The 18,454-nt window shown below is 62.0% G+C and carries 14 protein-coding genes; 7 read left to right on the forward strand and 7 right to left on the reverse strand.

Going from position 1 to position 18,454, the window contains the following annotated elements; all coding sequences use genetic code 11:
* Window positions 1–51: 51 nt before the first annotated feature.
* Window positions 52–921: a 23S rRNA (adenine(2030)-N(6))-methyltransferase RlmJ gene (locus tag B5E41_RS19885; protein ID WP_088395768.1), complete on the reverse strand. Its 870-nt coding sequence runs from the start codon at window positions 919–921 to the stop codon at window positions 52–54.
* A 16-nt stretch (window positions 922–937) separates the two neighbouring features.
* Here B5E41_RS19885 and B5E41_RS19890 point away from each other — a divergent pair, with 16 nt between their 5' ends.
* The 3 genes from B5E41_RS19890 to B5E41_RS19900 all read left to right on the forward strand — a co-directional run bounded on the left by B5E41_RS19890 (window position 938) and on the right by B5E41_RS19900 (window position 5,043).
* Window positions 938–3,142 (forward strand): molybdopterin-containing oxidoreductase family protein, encoded by a 2,205-nt coding sequence (locus B5E41_RS19890; RefSeq protein ID WP_088395769.1) that lies wholly within the window; start codon window positions 938–940, stop codon window positions 3,140–3,142.
* Window positions 3,139–3,729, forward strand: a complete 591-nt coding sequence (locus B5E41_RS19895; protein ID WP_088395770.1) for an NUDIX domain-containing protein — start codon at window positions 3,139–3,141, stop codon at window positions 3,727–3,729. Before B5E41_RS19890 ends, B5E41_RS19895 begins: the two co-directional genes overlap by 4 nt.
* 144 nt (window positions 3,730–3,873) lie before the next feature.
* The gene (locus B5E41_RS19900; protein ID WP_088395771.1) at window positions 3,874–5,043 is read left to right on the forward strand and encodes an alpha-D-ribose 1-methylphosphonate 5-triphosphate diphosphatase; all 1,170 of its coding nucleotides are present in this window, start codon (window positions 3,874–3,876) and stop codon (window positions 5,041–5,043) included.
* Here B5E41_RS19900 and purN read toward each other — a convergent pair.
* Both purN and purM read right to left on the reverse strand, forming a co-directional pair.
* On the reverse strand, window positions 5,040–5,711 hold the full coding sequence (gene purN / locus B5E41_RS19905; protein ID WP_088395772.1) for a phosphoribosylglycinamide formyltransferase: 672 nt from the start codon (window positions 5,709–5,711) through the stop codon (window positions 5,040–5,042). The genes B5E41_RS19900 and purN overlap by 4 nt on opposite strands.
* Window positions 5,708–6,781: a phosphoribosylformylglycinamidine cyclo-ligase gene (gene purM / locus B5E41_RS19910; RefSeq protein WP_088395773.1), complete on the reverse strand. Its 1,074-nt coding sequence runs from the start codon at window positions 6,779–6,781 to the stop codon at window positions 5,708–5,710. The genes purN and purM overlap by 4 nt, the downstream gene beginning before the upstream one ends.
* A 243-nt stretch (window positions 6,782–7,024) precedes the next feature.
* Between purM and B5E41_RS19915 the strand changes: the two genes are divergently transcribed.
* From B5E41_RS19915 to ppx, 4 genes are all read left to right on the forward strand, one after another.
* Window positions 7,025–8,149 (forward strand): AI-2E family transporter, encoded by a 1,125-nt coding sequence (locus tag B5E41_RS19915; RefSeq protein WP_088395834.1) that lies wholly within the window; start codon window positions 7,025–7,027, stop codon window positions 8,147–8,149.
* Window positions 8,142–8,855 (forward strand): DnaA regulatory inactivator HdaA, encoded by a 714-nt coding sequence (gene hdaA / locus B5E41_RS19920; RefSeq protein WP_088395774.1) that lies wholly within the window; start codon window positions 8,142–8,144, stop codon window positions 8,853–8,855. The genes B5E41_RS19915 and hdaA overlap by 8 nt, the downstream gene beginning before the upstream one ends.
* Window positions 8,856–8,920: 65 nt before the next feature.
* Window positions 8,921–11,125 (forward strand): RNA degradosome polyphosphate kinase, encoded by a 2,205-nt coding sequence (locus B5E41_RS19925; protein WP_088395775.1) that lies wholly within the window; start codon window positions 8,921–8,923, stop codon window positions 11,123–11,125.
* 11 nt (window positions 11,126–11,136) lie between these two features.
* A complete protein-coding gene (gene ppx, locus B5E41_RS19930; RefSeq protein ID WP_088395776.1) occupies window positions 11,137–12,657 on the forward strand; it encodes an exopolyphosphatase in 1,521 nt (506 codons plus the stop codon).
* Between the two features lie 272 nt (window positions 12,658–12,929).
* Here ppx and B5E41_RS19935 read toward each other — a convergent pair whose 3' ends face one another.
* The 4 genes from B5E41_RS19935 to B5E41_RS19950 all read right to left on the reverse strand — a co-directional run bounded on the left by B5E41_RS19935 (window position 12,930) and on the right by B5E41_RS19950 (window position 18,201).
* Window positions 12,930–14,288, reverse strand: coding sequence for an esterase-like activity of phytase family protein (locus tag B5E41_RS19935; RefSeq protein WP_088395777.1), 1,359 nt, complete (start codon window positions 14,286–14,288; stop codon window positions 12,930–12,932).
* 106 nt (window positions 14,289–14,394) lie between these two features.
* A complete protein-coding gene (locus B5E41_RS19940) occupies window positions 14,395–15,456 on the reverse strand; it encodes an adenylate/guanylate cyclase domain-containing protein (protein ID WP_088395778.1) in 1,062 nt (353 codons plus the stop codon).
* A gap of 76 nt (window positions 15,457–15,532) precedes the next feature.
* Window positions 15,533–16,678, reverse strand: a complete 1,146-nt coding sequence (rnd, locus tag B5E41_RS19945; RefSeq protein ID WP_088395779.1) for a ribonuclease D — start codon at window positions 16,676–16,678, stop codon at window positions 15,533–15,535.
* A 131-nt stretch (window positions 16,679–16,809) separates the two neighbouring features.
* Window positions 16,810–18,201 (reverse strand): multicopper oxidase family protein, encoded by a 1,392-nt coding sequence (locus B5E41_RS19950; RefSeq protein ID WP_088395780.1) that lies wholly within the window; start codon window positions 18,199–18,201, stop codon window positions 16,810–16,812.
* Between the last annotated feature and the right edge of the window lie 253 nt (window positions 18,202–18,454).

Below are 18,454 nucleotides of genomic sequence, written 5' to 3' on the forward strand. Positions count from 1 at the left end.
GGTGAGGCTGTGGGGCTGTGGGACGGACTATCCCCGATGCGGATAACCCGGTCAATCGCCCTTGACCGTCTTGTTCTCGCCGCGCAGCCAGAAGGCGCGGTGCGAGGCGAAGCGGTCCTGGGCGAGATGGTCCTTCAGCGCCGGAAGCATCTGGTGCAACTCGTCCTTTAATGTGAAAGGCGGATTGACGACGACGAGGCCGGAGCCGGTCAGTCCGGTCATGCCGCGATCGCTGCGCACGGTGAGTTCGGCGCAAAGCATCTTCGGGATGTCGAGCGCCTGCAGAGCCTCGTGGAATTCCTTGATCGGCGCGCCCTTCTTCAGCGGGTACCAAAGGCAATAGGTGCCGCCGGGAAAGCGGCGATAGGCCTTTTCCAGTCCTTTGGCCAGGCGTTCATACTCGTCCTCTTCCTCGAAAGGCGGATCGACGAGGACGATGCCGCGCTTCTCCTTCGGTGGCAGGTGCGCGCCGAGCGCCAGCCAGCCGTCGAGCTCGGTGATGCGGGCATGGTGATCGCCCTCGAACAGTCGGTGCAGCCGGGCGTAATCCTCCGGATGCAGTTCCATGGCCGACAGCCGGTCTTGCGGCCGGAACAGCATGCGCGCAAGTTTCGGCGATCCGGGATAGAAACGGATGCCACCCTCGGGATTGAGTTCACGGACTGCCGAGAGGTAGGGCTCCAGCAGCTCGGAGACCTGAGGCCCCAGTTCGGCCTCCATCAATTTGCCGATGCCAGCCTGCCACTCACCGGTTTTCTGCGCTTCCTCGGAGGAGAGGTCATAGAGGCCGATGCCGGCATGCGTGTCGAGCACGCGGAAGGCACCCTCCTTCTTCTGCATGTAGCGGATCAGCCGCGCCAGCACGGCATGTTTCAGCACATCGGCAAAATTGCCCGCGTGGTAGATATGGCGGTAGTTCATTTTCGCTGATGTCCGTATGAATTCGTATCATGGGGAGTTTTTCTGGCTTTTGGCCATGCAGGCCTTGGCATATACAAATGCCATGAATATTGCGACCCCCATCGACGCCAAATCCTCGAAGCTGGACAGCAAGATCGGCCACACGGCCTGTCCGCACGACTGCCCCTCCACTTGCGCGCTGGAGGTTGAGATATCGGACAACGGCCGCATCGGCCGCGTGCGCGGCGCCGGCGACCATTCCTATACGTCGGGCGTCATCTGCGCCAAGGTCGCACGGTATGCCGAGCGGCTCTACCATCCCGACCGCCTGATGCACCCCTTGCGCCGCGCCGGCTCCAAGGGGGCAGGGCAATGGCAGCAGATTTCCTGGGACGATGCGCTGGATGAAATTGCCGAAGCCTTCATAAAGGCCGAGGCGAGGGACGGCAGCGAGGCGGTCTGGCCCTATTTCTATGCCGGCACCATGGGCTGGGTGCAGCGCGATTCCATCGATCGCCTGCGTCACGCCAAGCGCTATTCCGGCTTTTTCTCGTCGATCTGCACCAACCCGGCCTGGACCGGCTTCACCATGGCGACCGGCGTGCTCCGCGGGCCTGATCCGCGTGAGATGGGCCGCACCGATTGCGTCGTCATCTGGGGCACCAATGCGGTCTCGACCCAGGTCAATGTGATGACCCATGCCATCAGGTCGCGCAAGGAACGCGGCGCCAAGATCGTCGTCATCGATATCTACGACAATCCGACGATGAAGCAGGCCGATATGGCGCTGATCGTCAGGCCTGGCACCGACGCTGCACTCGCCTGCGCCACCATGCACATCGCCTTCCGCGACGGCTATGCCGACCGCGACTATATGGCGAGATATGCGGATGATCCGGGCGGTCTCGAAGCGCACCTGAAGACGAAGACGCCGCAATGGGCCGCTGCCATCACCGGCCTTTCGGTCGAGGAGATCGAGGCCTTTGCCCGCCTCGTCGGCACGACGAAGAAGACCTTCTTCCGCCTCGGTTACGGTTTCACCCGCCAGCGCAACGGCGCGGTCGCCATGCATGCGGCCGCCTCGATTGCCACCGTTCTCGGCTCCTGGCAATATGAGGGCGGCGGCGCCTTCCATTCGAACAGCGATATCTTCCGCATGAATAATGCGGAATTGACCGGCCGATCGATGAAGGATGGCGATATCCGCATGCTCGACCAATCGCAGATCGGTCGCGTGCTGACCGGAGATCCGGTGGCGCTGCGCCATCGCGGTCCGGTGACGGCGATGCTGATCCAGAACACCAATCCGGCCAACATCGCTCCCGAACAGCGCCTCGTCAGACGCGGCTTTGCCCGCGACGACCTTTTCGTCGCCGTCCATGAGCAGTTCATGACCGAAACGGCGGAGATTGCCGACATCGTGCTGCCTGCGACCATGTTCGTCGAGCATGATGATATTTATCGCGCCGGCGGCCAGAATCACATTCTGCTGGGACCGAAGCTGGTCGAGCCGCCACCGACCGTGCGCACCAATCTGTTCGTGATCGAGGAACTGGCAAAACGCCTCGGCGTCGCCGATCGCCCCGGTTTCGGCTTTACCGCCCGCGAGATGATCGACCGCATCCTCCTATCGAGCGACCTGCCGGACTACGACCATTTCCTCGAACATAAATGGTTCGATCGTCAGCCGCCTTTCGAGGAGGCGCATTTTCTGAACGGTTTTGCCCATCCGGACGGCAAGTTCCACTTCCGGCCGGACTGGATCAACCAGCCGGCGCCGAACAAGCCGCCGGCCGCCATCGGCGCGCTCGGCCCGCATGCCGAACTGCCGGCCTTCCCCGATCAGGTCGATGTCATCGAAGTTGCCGATCCAGAGCATCCCTTCCGTCTCGCCACGTCGCCGGCGCGCAACTTCCTGAATTCCAGTTTTTCCGAGACCAAGACCTCGCGTCAAAAGGAAGGTCGCCCGGAGGTGATGATCAATCCTGTTGATGCCGAGGCCAATGGCATTGCGCATGGCGAGCTCATTCGCATCGGCAATAGCCGCGGCGATCTGCGCATCCATGCCCGCATCACCATCGAGGTCAGGCCGGGCGTGCTGATCGCCGAGGGCCTCTGGCCGAACAAGGCGCATGTGGACGGCGAGGGCATCAACGTTCTGACCGGCGCCGATCCGGTCGCGCCTTATGGCGGCGCGGCCGTGCACGACAACAAGGTCTGGCTTCGCAAGGAAACGGTATGATGCAGCCGAAATCGCGGGTGAAGATCGTCGGCCAGGAAATCCTGTCGAATGGGTGGACGCGGCTGAGCAGCTATCTGCTCGACTATATCGACCGAAAGGGCGCGACACAGCGGCTGAAGCGGGAGGTCTACCACCGCACGCCGGCCGCTTGCATCCTGCTTTATGATCCGAAACGCGATCTCGTCGTTCTCGTCCGCCAGTTCCGTCTCGCCGTTCATCTGAACGGCGATCCCGCATGGATGATCGAGGTGCCGGCCGGCCTTCTTGACGACGACCATCCCGAACAGGCGATCCGCCGTGAGGCGATGGAAGAAACTGGTTACCACCTGCGCGACGCGCGTTTCCTCTTCAAGTGCTACCCGTCGCCCGGCGCCATCACCGAAGTCGTCCACTTCTTCGTCTCGCTGATCGACATAACCGACCGCGTGGCGGAAGGCGGCGGCCTGGACGAGGAGCATGAGGATATCGAGGTTCTCGAAGTCCCCCTCGATGAGGCCGCCCAAATGATCGAAAACGGCGAGATCTTCGATGCCAAGACGATCATGCTGCTGCAATGGGCTCTGTTGAACAGGAATAAACTTCGATAGCGGATGAGTGGTCTCGAGCAACCCGCCGGGTTGGACTCAAGGTTTCATTATCGCGGTTATGGCGTTCGGAAATTCATACGTTTGTCACGAAGCGGTTCTATCCGCTGCGGTCTGTCAATCATCGATGCGGTCAGGAGAAAGCCCATGTGGCTCAGCAATTTCACCCTCGTTCTCCCGAACGAGGTGGTGAGCGAAGGTTCCGTGCGCGTTGAGGACGGCGCCATCGCCGAAATCCGGCCGGAGCCGGTCGCCGGCGCCGCCATCGATGGTGGCGGGCGGCTGCTGATGCCGGGATTCGTCGATCTGCATGGCGACATGATCGAGCGCGAGATCGCGCCGCGGCCGAATGCGACCATGCCGATCGACTTCGGCATCCACGAACTCGACAAGAAACTTGCCGCAGCCGGTGTCACCACCGCCTTTGCCGCCGTCTCGTTCGCCACCGAAAGCGTCTACGGCCATGTGCGCTCGCTGGAGACGACATCGGCGGTGATCGAGGGCATCAACCGCCTGCGCGACAATCTGCTGATCGACCACCGCGTCCATGCCCGCTACGAAATCACCAATGTCGGCGCCGCGCCGGCGCTCGAGCGCTTACTCAATGCCGACCAGATCGACATGGTGTCGCTGACCGACCACACGCCCGGCCAGGGTCAGTACAACAATCTGCAGAGCTACATCCTCAGCATTTCCGAGCGCCGCGCCATCTCCGAGGAAATGGCCGCCGAGATCGTCGCCAAGCGCATCGCCATGCGCAGCAATCCTGAGATCGAGGCCAAGCTGAGGGAGATCGTCGCGCTGTCGCTGAAGCACAAGCTGTCGCTCGCCTCGCATGACGACGACAGCATCGAGAAGGTCGCCGAAATGCACGATCTTGGCGTCACCATCAGCGAGTTTCCGGTCACCGGACCCGCGGCCGAAGAAGCGCGACGCCGCGGCCTCTGGACGCTGATGGGCGCGCCGAACGCCCTGCGCGGCCAGTCGATGTCGGGCAATCTCAGCGCGCTCGATGCCGCAAAGGCCGGCCTGCTCAGCGTTATCGCCGCCGATTATCACCCGGCTGCCTTCGTACCCGGCATCTTCAAGCTCGCCGACGCGGTAGAAGGCGGCCTGCCGGCCGCCGTCGCTATGGCGACCGGCAATGCCGCCCGCTCCGCCGGCCTGTCGGACCGCGGCGAAATCGCCATCGGCCAGCGCGCCGATCTGCTGGCGGTCGAGCCGGGCGACATCAATCGCATCCGCGCCACCTTCCGCGCCGGCCGCTTCGTCTACAGCGACGGCACGCTGCATCCGCTGCGGGCGTTGGCGGCTTAGGCGCGGTCGCCGATCAGCGAAATCAGTTGGGCCTTGGGCACAGCGGCCAAAGCCTCAGCACCGATCGCCTTGCCGCCTTCCATCGTCACCCGGCCTTCGGCAAGGAGCCGCAGCGCCTGCGGATAGATCTGGTGTTCAACGGTGAGCACCCGGGCGGCCAGGCTTTCGGCGGTGTCGCCGGAAAGGATCGGAACGGCGGCCTGCCCGATCGTCGGCCCCTCATCCATGGCTTCGGTGACGAAATGCACGGTGCAGCCGGCGATGCGCATGCCGGCGTCGATGGCGCGCTGATGCGTATGCAGGCCGGGAAACAGCGGCAGCAGGGAAGGGTGGATGTTGAGCATCCGGCCTTCGTAACGCTGGATGAAGGTCGCCGTCAGCAGCCGCATGTAGCCGGCGAGACAGAGGATATCGGGCGAAAGCGTGTCGAGCGCGGAAAAGATCGCCGCCTCATGCGCATCCTTGCTGGCGTAATCCTTGCGCGGGAAAGCGAAGGTGGCGATACCTTCGGCGGCGGCCTTGGCAAGCCCGCCGGCGTCCGGCTTGTCGGAAATGACGCCGACGATTGCGGCCGGATAGTCGGCGGCCTTCGCCGCTGCGATCAGCGCCATCATGTTGGAGCCGCTGCCTGATATGAAGACGACGACGCGTTTGCGCGGCGTGCTCATAGGGCAAGCGTGCCCTTATAGACCGTGCCGGCAGCACCTTCGTCGCGGGCAATCATCCGGCCGAGCGTGATGACCTTTTCGCCTTCGGCTTCCAGTGCTGCGGAAACCGCCGCGACATTCTCTTCAGCGACGACGACGATCATGCCGATGCCACAGTTGAAGGTGCGCAGCATTTCTTTGGCCTCGACGCCGCCGGATTTGGCGAGCCATGAGAAGACCGGCGGCGCCTTGACGGCGTCAAGATCGATCTCGGCCGCCAGATGTTTCGGCAGCACGCGCGGAATATTCTCCGGGAAGCCGCCGCCTGTGATATGCGCCAGCGCCTTCAGCGCACCGGTCTCGCGGATCGCCTTCAGAAGCGGCTTCACATAGATGCGGGTCGGTTCGAGCAGCGCTTCGCCGAGCTTCCTGCCTTCGGCGAAGGGCGCCGGCGCATCCCAGCCGAGGCCGGAGAGTTCGACGATCTTGCGCACCAGCGAGAAGCCGTTGGAATGGACGCCGGAGGAGGCGAGGCCGAGGATCACGTCGCCCTCGGCGATATCGCCTGACGGCAGCAGCTTGCCGCGTTCGGCCGCACCGACGGCAAAGCCGGCGAGATCGTAATCGCCGGAGGAATACATGCCGGGCATCTCGGCGGTCTCGCCGCCGATCAGCGCGCAGCCGGCCTGCCGGCAGCCCGTTGCGATGCCGCCGACGATCGCCGCACCCTGGTCGGGATCGAGTTTGCCGGTCGCGAAATAATCGAGGAAGAACAGCGGCTCGGCGCCCTGGACCACGAGGTCGTTGACGCACATGGCGACCAGGTCGATGCCGACAGTGTCGTGGTAATCCGCGTCGATGGCGATCTTCAGCTTGGTGCCGACGCCGTCATTGGCGGCGACGAGGACCGGATCGGTAAAGCCTGCGGCCTTGAGATCGAAGAGCCCGCCGAAGCCGCCGATCTCGCCGTCGGCGCCGGGACGCCTGGTCGAGCGCACCGCCGGTTTGATCTTCTCGACGAGGAGGTTGCCGGCATCGATGTCGACGCCCGCGTCGCTGTAGGTCAGGCCGTTTTTCCCAGACTGGCTCATGCTGGTCTCCGATGGCTATTTCAGGCGGCAGATGCGCCGCGTCATCTGCCGGTCGCAATTGCATGACAGGGGCGTTTATGCAAGCGCTGCATGGGAAAAGCCCCCAATTTCCCGTGTCTTTAACCGGCCTTTCGGGGATTTGGCGTGACAGGGTTGACCATCTTTGCGCCTGCATCCTATGTGCTGAATGGCCGCGTCGGACAAGAGGCGGCGTTCGGCGGCGGCGAACGAAACGGGGAAGCAATGCCACAGCATGTCAGCGGCAACAGTCTGAAGCGCCAGATCTTCTTCTGGCTGGCCGTGCTCGTCTTCTTCATCGCCTTTCTCTATGTCTTCAGCTCGATCCTCCTGCCATTCATCGCCGGCATGGCGATCGCCTATTTCCTCGATCCCGTCGCCGACCGGCTGGAGCGCCTGGGCCTCAGCCGCATGATGGCGACGGTCGGCATTCTGATCGCCTTTGTCATCGTCTTTGCGCTGGCGCTGATGATCCTCATTCCCGTGCTGATCAGCCAGTTCAACGATTTCGCCGAGCGCCTGCCGAGTTATATCAGCCAGTTGCAGAAATTCATCGCCCAGTCGCAGCATTCGCTGCTGCCGCCGTGGATCAGGAGCCAAGTCGGCACGATCAAGGATAATTTCTCCGGCATCCTCTCCGAAGGCATGGGCTTTCTGACCGGGCTCTTCGCGCAGATCTGGAATTCCGGCAAGGCGATCGTCGACGTCATCTCGCTGCTCATCGTCACCCCCGTCGTCGCTTTCTATATCCTGCTCGATTGGGACCGCATGGTCGCCAAGGTCGATCAATGGATTCCGCGCGATTACGTGAATGATGTTCGCCAGATCGCCAGCGAGATCGATCAGGCAATCGCGGGCTTCATCCGCGGCCAGGGCTCGCTCTGCCTCATTCTCGGCATTTATTATGCCGCCGGCCTTTCCCTCGTCGGGCTGAACTTCGGCCTGCTGATCGGCCTCTTCGCCGGTATGATCAGCTTCATTCCCTATGTCGGCTCGCTTGTCGGCCTCGTTCTCGCCGTCGGCGTGGCGATCGTGCAGTTCTGGCCGGATTATCCCTGGATCGGCCTGGTGCTGGTCGTCTTCTTCAGCGGCCAGTTCCTCGAAGGCAATATCCTGCAGCCGAAGCTCGTCGGCTCCAGCGTCGGCCTGCATCCGGTCTGGCTGATGTTTGCGCTGTTTGCTTTTGGCGCGCTCTTCGGCTTCGTCGGTCTTCTGGTCGCCGTGCCGGCTGCCGCCGCCGTCGGTGTCCTTGTTCGCTTCGCGCTTTCGCGCTACCTTCAGAGCGATCTTTATTTTGGCGGGTCGCCGAGCGCCCGTGCTCAGAAGACGAAATCAGTTCCCAATGAGTGACGTGAAGAACGCTGATCCGAAGCGCAAGGCCGGAGAGCAGTTGCCATTGGCCTTTTCGCACGATGCCGCAAGCGGCCGCGACGATCTTCTGATTTCGGAGCGCCTGGCCGCCGCCGTGTCGATCGTCGATGCCTGGCCGGCATGGCCGTCGCCGGTCGTCGTGCTTGCCGGTCCGGTCGGCTCGGGAAAATCGCATCTCGCCCGCATCTGGCGGGAATTGAGCGGCGCCGTCAGCATTCACCCCGAGCTTGGCTCGGATGCCGCTGTCGCCGCCGCCGCCGGCCCGGTGCTGTTCGAGGATGCCGACCGCCTCGGCTTTGACGACAACGCGCTTTTCCACGTCATTAACAGCGTTCGCGAACATGGCACCAGCCTGTTAATGACCAGCCGTCTCTGGCCGATCTCCTGGCCGGTTTCGCTGCCCGATCTGCGCTCGCGTCTGAAAGCTGCGACCGTCGTCGAGATCGGCGAACCCGACGAGGCCTTGCTGTCGCAGGTGATCGTCAAGCTCTTCGCCGACCGGCAGCTTTATATAGATGACAAACTCGTGCTCTATATCGTCAACCGGATGGAGCGGTCGCTGAACGCGGCCCAGATGATCGTCGAAAGGCTCGACCGGCTGGCCCTGTCGCGGGGCACGAAAATCACCCGAGCTCTTGCTGCCGAAGTATTGAATGAATTGGGAAATTCGGAACCGGCCGATTGACTGTCACAGTTCCGTCGTGAAACTGATATAATTGCCGTCGCGATTGAAAACGGGGTAAGCCGACCATGGACAGCGCAGTCGCAGAACATCAGGAACTCACTCCGGAAACCAACGACAACGTGCCCCCGCTGGAAGAGTTGCTGGCAAGCCCCGAGCGCTTCATCAACCGCGAATTCTCCTGGCTGCAGTTCAACCGCCGTGTCCTGGAAGAGACGCTGAATACCGAACATCCGCTGCTCGAGCGCGTCCGCTTCCTGTCGATTTCGGCCGCCAACCTCGACGAGTTCTTCATGGTACGCGTCGCCGGCCTCGAAGGTCAGGTGCGCCAGAACATCGCCATCCGCAGCCCCGACGGCAAGACACCGGCCGAACAGCTCGATTCGATCCTGCAGGAGATCGACCATCTGCAGATGGAGCAGCAGGCTTCGCTCGCCGTGCTGCAGCAGTATCTCGCCAAGGAAGACATTCTGATCGTGCGCCCGGGCGCCTTAAGCGATGCAGACCGCCAATGGCTCGCCGCCGAATTCGAACAGGCGATCTTCCCGGTGCTGACGCCGCTGTCCATCGATCCGGCCCATCCGTTCCCCTTTATTCCCAATCTCGGTTTTTCGATCGGGCTGCAGCTCGTCAGCAAGAATGGCCGCGAACCGATGACGGCGCTGCTGCGCCTGCCGCCGGCGCTCGACCGCTTCGTCCGCCTGCCGGATGACGCGAACACAATCCGCTACATCACGCTGGAAGATGTCGCCAACATCTTCATCCACCGTCTCTATCCGGGCTACGAGGTGCAGGGTTCCGGTACGTTCCGCGTCATACGCGACAGTGATATCGAAGTCGAGGAAGAGGCCGAGGATCTCGTGCGCTTTTTCGAGACGGCACTGAAGCGGCGCCGCCGCGGCAAAGTCATCCGCATCGAGACCGATTCGGAAATGCCGGCCTCGCTACGTCAGTTCGTCGTGCAGGCACTCAGCATCCCCGACAATCGCGTCGCCGTTCTGCCGGGGCTCCTGGCGCTGAACACTCTGTCGGAGATCACCAAGGCGCCGCGCGACGATCTCAGGTTTCAGCCCTACAATGCGCGATTTCCCGAGCGCGTCCGCGAACATGCCGGCGACTGCTTCGCCGCCATCCGCGAGAAGGACATGGTCGTCCATCACCCCTACGAATCCTTCGACGTGGTGGTCCAGTTCCTTCTCCAGGCTGCGCGCGATCCTGACGTTCTGGCGATAAAGCAGACGCTTTACCGCACCTCGAACGACAGCCCGATCGTGCGTGCATTGATCGACGCCGCTGAAGCCGGCAAGTCGGTGACGGCGTTGGTGGAGCTCAAGGCCCGCTTCGACGAAGAGGCGAATATCCGCTGGGCGCGCGATCTCGAACGCGCCGGCGTGCAGGTCGTATTCGGTTTCATCGAGCTCAAGACCCACGCCAAGATGTCGATGGTCGTCCGCCGCGAGGAAGGGAAGCTCAGGACCTATTGTCACCTGGGAACCGGCAACTACCACCCGATCACCGCCAAGATCTATACGGATCTCTCCTATTTCACCTGCAATCCCGTCATCGCCCACGACATGGCGAATATCTTCAACTTCATCACCGGCTATGGCGAACCTGAAGAGGGCATGCAGCTCGCCGTCTCGCCCTATACGTTGCGCTCGCGTATCCTGCGTCACATCGAGGAAGAGATTCAGCATGCCAGGAACGGCACGCCGGCGGCGATCTGGATGAAGATGAACTCGCTTGTCGACCCCGACATCATCGATGCGCTCTATCGCGCCAGCCATGCCGGTGTCGAAATCGATCTCGTTGTGCGCGGCATCTGCTGCCTGCGTCCGCAGGTGCCCGGTCTCTCGGAGAAGATCCGCGTCAAGTCGATCGTCGGCCGCTTCCTCGAACACAGCCGCATCTTCTGCTTCGGCAACGGCCATGGCCTGCCGTCGGATAAGGCGCTGGTCTATATCGGCTCGGCCGACATGATGCCGAGAAATCTCGACCGCCGCGTCGAGACCATGGTTCCGCTGACGAATCCGACTGTTCATGAGCAGGTCTTGTCACAGATTATGCTCGGCAACGTGATTGACAATCAACAAAGCTACGAGATATTGCCCGACGGTACGTCGCGGCGCATGGAAGTGCGCAGGGGCGAGGAACCGTTCAATGCGCAGCAGTATTTCATGACCAATCCGAGCCTGTCGGGCCGTGGTGAAGCTCTGAAATCAAGCGCGCCGAAACTGATCGCCGGTCTGCTCGAAGGCCGCAACAACAAGTAAAACTGGACCATATGGTTGAATCTGAAGCCCAGGGGCGCCTTCCAGGGATCGCCCCGGTCTCCGTCGTCGACATCGGATCGAATTCCATTCGTCTTGTCGTCTACGAAGGCCTGTCCCGTTCGCCTACGATCCTCTTTAACGAAAAGGTCCTCTGCGGCCTCGGCAAAGGCATAGCCGTCACCGGCAAGATGGATGAAGAGAGCGTCGCCCGGGCTCTGGCGGCGCTGCACCGTTTCAAGGCCCTGTCCGATCAGGCGCGGGCCGCCACCATGTATGTGCTGGCGACTGCCGCCGCCCGCGAGGCGAGCAACGGTCCCAACTTCATCCATCAGGCGGAGACGATCCTGCAGCGCCACGTCCGGGTGCTTTCAGGTGAGGAGGAGGCTCGCTTCGCCTCGCTCGGCATCATTAGCGGCTTCTTCAATCCTGACGGCATTGCCGGCGACCTCGGCGGCGGTTCCCTTGAACTGATCGACATCAAGGGCAAGGAAGTCGGCAAGGGCATCACCCTGCCGCTCGGCGGTTTGCGCTTGTCGGAATATTCCGGCGGCTCGCTCTCCAAGGCACGCACCTTTGCCCGCAAGCAGGTGAAGACGGCAAAGCTCCTGGCGAAAGGTGAGGGGCGCACCTTCTATGCCGTCGGCGGCACCTGGCGAAACATCGCCAAGCTGCACATGGAGATTACCAATTATCCGCTGCATATGATGCAGGGCTATGAGGTATCGCTCGAAGCGATGATGCTGTTCCTCGATCAGGTGGCCACCGCGCGCGATTCCAAGGAGCCGGCCCTTCAGGCCGTCTCCAAGCATCGCCGTTCGCTGCTGCCTTTCGGCGCCATCGCCATGAAGGAAGTCTTGAGCGTCATGAAGCCGTCGGTGATTTCCTTCTCGGCACAGGGCGTGCGCGAAGGGTATCTCTACTCACTGCTGTCGGAAGGTGAGCGCCGCCTCGATCCGTTGCTGGCGGCTGCCGGTGAATTGGCGATTCTGCGTGCCCGTTCGCCCGAGCATGCCCGCGAACTGGCGGAATGGACTGGTCGGATGATGCCCTTGTTCGGCGTCCAGGAAACCGAAGAGGAAAGCCGCTATCGTCAGGCCGCCTGTCTGCTTGCCGATATCAGTTGGCGCGCCCATCCCGACTATCGTGGCCTGCAGGCGCTGAACGTCATCGCCCACTCCTCCTTCGTCGGCATCAGCCATCCCGGCCGCGCCTTCATCGCGCTCACCAACTACTACCGTTTCGAGGGCCTGCACGACGACGGCGCCACCGGTCCGCTGGCGCAGATCGCCACCCCTCAGTTCATCGACCGCGCCAAACTGCTCGGCGGCATGCTGCGGGTCGTCTATCTCTTCTCGGCCTCCATGCCCGGCATCGTCAAGAACCTGACCTTCCGCAAATCGTCAAACCCGGACTTCGACCTCGAATTCGTGGTGCCGCCGGAATACCGGGACTTCGCCGGCGAGCGCCTGGACGGCCGCCTGCAGCAGTTGTCGCGGTTGACGAACAAGAGGCTGGCGTTTCGGTTCGAGTAGGTTGATTTGCGGCGGTTGTGCCATGGGGCACCCCCTCTGCCCTGCCGGGTACCTCCCCGCAAGGGTGGAGATTGGCAGGAGGTGATCGCTCGGTCCCTTTCCAGCAATCTACTGATGCTAAGCAGTATAGTTTGGCGGAATCGTTGTGCCCAGCCAATCTCCCCACCTGTGGGGGATGCCCGGCAGGGCAGAGGGGGGCCCGCACGGCACAACCGCCGCAACAAGGGCGGCACTGACGCACCGCCCTCTCAATCTCACACTAGAACCCCCAATTACTTCGCGTTCAAAAACTCGCCAACCTCGAGCAGGCTAAACTCGTTGTCATCAGCCTTGTCGACAGAGCGGCCGGCCGAGAAGGGCAGATTATTGTCGTTACCGATGATGATGTGCGTGGCATCGACGCGGTCGACGTTTTCGATGGTGACGAACGGCATGTCATAGACGCCATCCCTGCTGCCCGCCTTCTTTTTGTTGTCGGGGTCCTGAATATCAAGGAGGTCGATATAACCGATCTTGCGGACCGCCTTGCCGACATTGGCATCGTTGAATTCGATCTTGTAGACGCGCTTCAGCACGGCCGGCGCTTCGAAGCAATCCGGCTTCGGCTGCTTCGGGTCGGCGCAGGCCTTGTCGCTGGTGCCGGCGCCGCTGTCGCGCTCGATGACGAGAGCGGTGGTGTCGTCGAGCATGTTGAAATCGCCGATCGACACGCCCTTGTCCTCGAACGGATAAAGCCAGCTGCGGCCGGTCCACTTCTTCGCGGCGGCGTCGAATTCGATGACGCGGATGGCGGTGTGGCCGTCGGCTGTTTCCATCATGCCGTCATCCCCGTAGATGGCGCCCTCCAGCAGGCCGTAGAGCTTGGATCCGTCCTTCGACATGGCAAGGCCTTCGAAGCCGCCGGAGCGCTTCAGGTTGAAGACCGGCATCTTGGCGGCCGGATTGCCCGGCAGCTGGATCAGCGGATTGTCGGGCGAGAGCACCGGCTTGCCGTCGAGCGTGGTCGGGATCACGTCCGTCAGGCGACCTTCGGTATCGACCTTGAGGATATAGGGACCGAATTCATCGCCGAGCCAGAAGCCGTCGGCAACCGGCTGAATCGACTCGATGTCGAAGTCGGCGCCGGTGAGGTAGCGCGTATCCGTGCCTTCGAGCACGATCGGGAAGGGTGCGATCTTGTTCGGATCGGAGAGGAAGAGGTTCTTGACGACCTCAGCCTTGTTGGCAGTCCAATCGAACTTCATCTGGTGCAGGAACAGCATGGAGTCGGACGAGTTGGCCTTGGAACCGAAGCCATTATCGGAGAGCGTCCAGAAGGTGCCATCGGCCATCGTCTTGATGCCCGAGAAACCCTGGATCGGTTGGCCGTCGAACGGAAGCTTCAGATCGGTCACGCGGGCGCCGTCTTTGCCGGGAACGGTGCCGAGAGCTTCGGTGCGCTTGCGGTCCGGCGTCGTGAACTTGCCGGAATGCTTGAGGAAGTCAGGCGCGTCGGCCGGAGCCGGCACCATGGTGCTGGCAGGCAGGATCGCCTGGCCGGCGAGCTTGGCCGGGAATCGCTGCTGATCGGCCGAAACGGGGCCGGCAATCAGGATGAAAAGCGATACGGACGCAAAAAGGAGGTTCTTCATAATATCCCCATGAAACGGATGCGAATGGCTTCCGCTTAACAGGGCTTCCGTATCAGCGAATTGACGGTTGGGTGAAGCTTTAGTGACGCGGTGGTAAGAGCGTTGCTCAGCCGTGCAGAACGACCGCGGGCGTGTTCAGCACCGTCACCGCACGCGAGGAAAGTGCCATGACGCCGAGTGCCTGGCCGCGTCCCTTGACGGCATGGATCCCGAGATCTTCGCAGGAAATGTCGTCGGGAAAAGTCATGCGCCGGGCCAGCTCCGCGGAAATCAGCACCTGCCGGTTCAGACTGCGGCAGAGCGTCTCCAGCCGGGCGGTCGTATTCACCGTATCGCCGAAATAGCTGATCTTGTGGTGGTCGACGCCGACTTCCGCCGTGATGATCTCGCCGCCATGAAGGGCAACGCGAAGCTTCGGCACCTGGCCGTAATTTTTTCGCCAGCCGGCGGCATTGGCTTCGATATCGGCGAGGATATCGAAGATGCAGCGAACGCAGCGCGCATCCTTGACGCCGCGGGCAAGTGGCCAGGTAATGATCGCCGCATCGCCGACATAGTCGTTGATCATGCCCTTGTGGCGCCGGACTGGTTCCGCGAAGGTCGCAAACAGTGAGCTCAGCAGCTGCTGTGCTCTGAGGTCGCCATGATTTTCGGCGAAAGCTGTCGAATCGACGAGATCGATGAAGAGGAAGACACGCTCTTCCTTGACCGGATTGCGATAGCGGCTGATGAGCATGCTGACGAATACTTCGCGGCCAAGCAATTCCCGTACGCGCAGGATGAAGATCAGTGCCGAGCAGACGGCAAGCGCATAGAGGAAGACCTCGAACGGCATGATGACGAGGTCGAGGAACGACGACGGCTTCAGCATGCCGAGCGACCAGAGCAGGAGGCCGGCGCAAGCGAAGCCGATGCTCATCAGGATCTCGTAGACCACCAGTTCCGTGATGATGAACACGAAGGTCGGCAGCCTCTGGATGCGTCTGTAGAGGGTGCGAAACAGAACTTTGCGCTCGAAGGCGAGAATCGGCATGCCGATGAAGAGCGCGAAGATCGCCCCGATGACGGGCGTCTGATTGGAGTAGAACATCAGATCGTAAACGACGCCGCTGGCAGCCAGCACGATCGCGATCAAGATCCAGTTCTGCGTTGGAGATATTTCCCGCATGCCGCCTCTTCGCCTGAGGTTTCCTCCAGTCATTGTTTCAGCTGGGAAAAAAGCGTCAAGCGAATTCGATTTGGTTTCAGAGGCTGACGGTTTCAACCTTTCGGCCGGCGAAACGCAGCCCGATCTGGCCCTGGATCAGCTGGAGCGCCGGCTCGCCGAAAAGATCACGCCGCCAGCCGTGCAGGGCAGCGACGTCGGCCTTCTCGCCATCGGCGGCAATCTTATCGAGATCCTCGCTGTTGGCGATCACTTTCGGCGCCACGCCATGTTTCTCCGAGATCAGCTTCAGCAGCACCTTCAAGAGTTCGACGGCGGCAGCTGCGCCTTCCGGGGCCTGTGCCTGACGAGGCACATGCGGCATCTCGGCTTTCGGAAGGGCGAGCGCCGCATTGACCGCCTCGACGACCGCCGTCCCGGCGGCCGAACGTTCCCAGCCTTTCGGAATGGTGCGCAAGCGGCCCAGCGCTTCGGCATCCTTCGGCTGCTGCTGGGCGAGCTCGTAGATCGCATCGTCCTTCAATACGCGCGAACGCGGCACATTGCGCGCCCGCGCTTCGCGCTCACGCCAGGCGGCGACATATTTCAGGATTGCAAGCTCCTGCGGCTTGCGCAGACGCATCTTCAGCCGCTGCCAGGCGTCGTCAGGATGCATGTCATAGGTTTCACGCGCTTCGAGAATGTCCATTTCCTCGCGCAGCCACGATGTGCGGCCTTCACGATCGAGTTCGGCCTTCAGCGACAGATAGACATCGCGCAGATGCGTGACGTCGGCCAGCGCATATTCCAGCTGCTTTTCGGAGAGTGGCCGGCGGCTCCAGTCGGTGAAGCGCGACGACTTGTCGATATGGACGTTCTTGATGCGGCCGACCAGCTGGTCATAGGAGACGCTGTCGCCGAAACCGCAGACCATGGCTGCGACCTGCGTGTCGAAGATCGGATGCGGAATGAGATTGCCGCGATTGAATATGATTTCGATGTCCTGGCGCGCCGCGTGAAAGACCTTCAACACCTTCGTGTCGGCCATCAGCTCGAAGAAGGGGGCGAGGTCGATGCCCTTGGCCAGTGGATCGACGAGAACTTCCAGTGTCGGGCTTGCCATCTGGATCAGGCAGAGCTCCGGCCAGAAGGTCGTCTCACGCAGGAATTCGGTGTCGATGGTAATGAAGTCGGACTTGGCCAGCTCTTTGCAGGCGGCCGCCAAATCGGCGGTGGTTTCGATCATATCAATTCATTCGCAAGGAAAAGGTTGGTTGAACCTTCCTTCTCCTTTCGCTTCGATATGTCAATACAACAGCACAGGCTTCGCGCATTGCTGAAGAAGAATCACGTCCAAACTGAGGCAAGGCGAGTGCTTCAGCTCACTCTGATATAGCTGGTCATTCCCGTCTTCTGATGTTCGATGATATGGCAATGCAGCACCCAGTCGCCGGGATTGTCGGCGACAAGGGCCAATTGTACCTTCTCATCCGGTTGGACGAGGTAGGTGTCGGACACCAGCGGCATCACCTCGCGCGTCGAGGAGGAGATCACCGTAAAGCTCATTCCGTGCAGGTGGATCGGATGCGCGTGTGGCGTGGTGTTCTCGAGGTTGAAGACATAGCTCTTGCCGAGCTTCAGTTCCGCCAGCGGCGCCGTCGGATCGGGGGTGTCTCCGGGCCACGGCACCTTGTTGATGGCCCAGAAGCTGTAGCCGAGCGTGCCGCAGATACTTTCCACGGCGGCATTTTCCGCTGTGGCGCTCAACACGAGCGGGATCTGTTCGGCAGCGGAAAGATCGGCCTTCGGAACAGGATTTCGGCCAAGAGGTCCGAGATCGCCGATATGCCGCTTCAGCGATGCTCCGACCGCACGCAGGCTGGCGATCGTCTTCGGCGCCGTGCCGCGAATGTCTTCCAGCGTCGCGACGGCGCCTTCGCCATCCGGCATGCGTACGGCAAGATCGAGCCGCTGGCCCGGCCCGATCTGCAGGAGGTCGAGGGGGAAGCGTTTGGGCACCGGATTGCCGTCGATTGCGATGACGGTCGCATCGGCTCCCGCCATCTTCAGCGAGAAGATGCGCGTCACGTCGGTGATGGCAATGCGCAGCCGCACCAGCCCGCCGGCCGGCGCATCATATTGCGGCTCCTGGCGCCAGTTGGCCGTGCGCACCGTGCCGTAGGTACCGCTCTTGGCAGCGTCGCGCGGCCGGAAGGGCGCGATGAACTGCCCGTCGCCGCCAAGGCGCCAGTCGCGCAGGTTCAGCAGCACCTCGGCATCGAATTCCGGATCGGCCGGATCCTCGACGACGAGCATGCCGGTCATGCCGTGTCCCATCTGCGTGAGCGTGTTGCAATGCGGATGATACCAGAAGGTGCCGGCATCGGGCGGCGTGAAGGCATAATCGAAGCTGTCGCCGGTATAGATATAGGGCTGCGTCACGAAGGGCACGCCATCCATGCGGTTGTCGATGCGAAGCCCGTGCCAATGGATCGTCGTCGGCTCATCGAGCCCGTTTTTCAGCCTTGCCGCGTAGGGCCGCCCCTTGGTCATCCTCAGAACCGGCGGCATGCCGTCATGGCCCCAGCTCATGACATCCCTGGTCGGACCCGCCTCGATCAGCAAGGCCTCGGTTTTCACAGCAGTCAGCAGCTGCGGCTCCGGCGCCGCCTCGGCAAGCCCGAATTTGCCGGCAACGGCGATGCCGGCGCCATAGGCGCCGGCGACGGCGGATGCCTTCAGAAGGTTGCGGCGGGTCAGCAAAGGCATGCAGAGGCTCCAGGACGAGAATGTCGATCCTTTTAAAGTTGAGCCGCATCTTCATCAATATGGGAAACGCGGCCAAACTGCCGCAGCCTGGGGTCGCAGCCTCGCCATAAACGCATGCCAAACCCAGGGGCGGGGCGCGCTAAGCCTTGACAAATCGGAGCGTCCATGCGCTTTTCCGCCCGATTTTCTTGTCGGCGCGGGAGGGTCTTCGAACCCCTGCTGCCGTCTTCAGCCACATGCCAGGATTTGAGAT

The sequence above is a fragment of the Rhizobium esperanzae genome, from assembly GCF_002204185.1.
GTDB classification, from domain to species: Bacteria; Pseudomonadota; Alphaproteobacteria; order Rhizobiales; family Rhizobiaceae; genus Rhizobium; species Rhizobium esperanzae.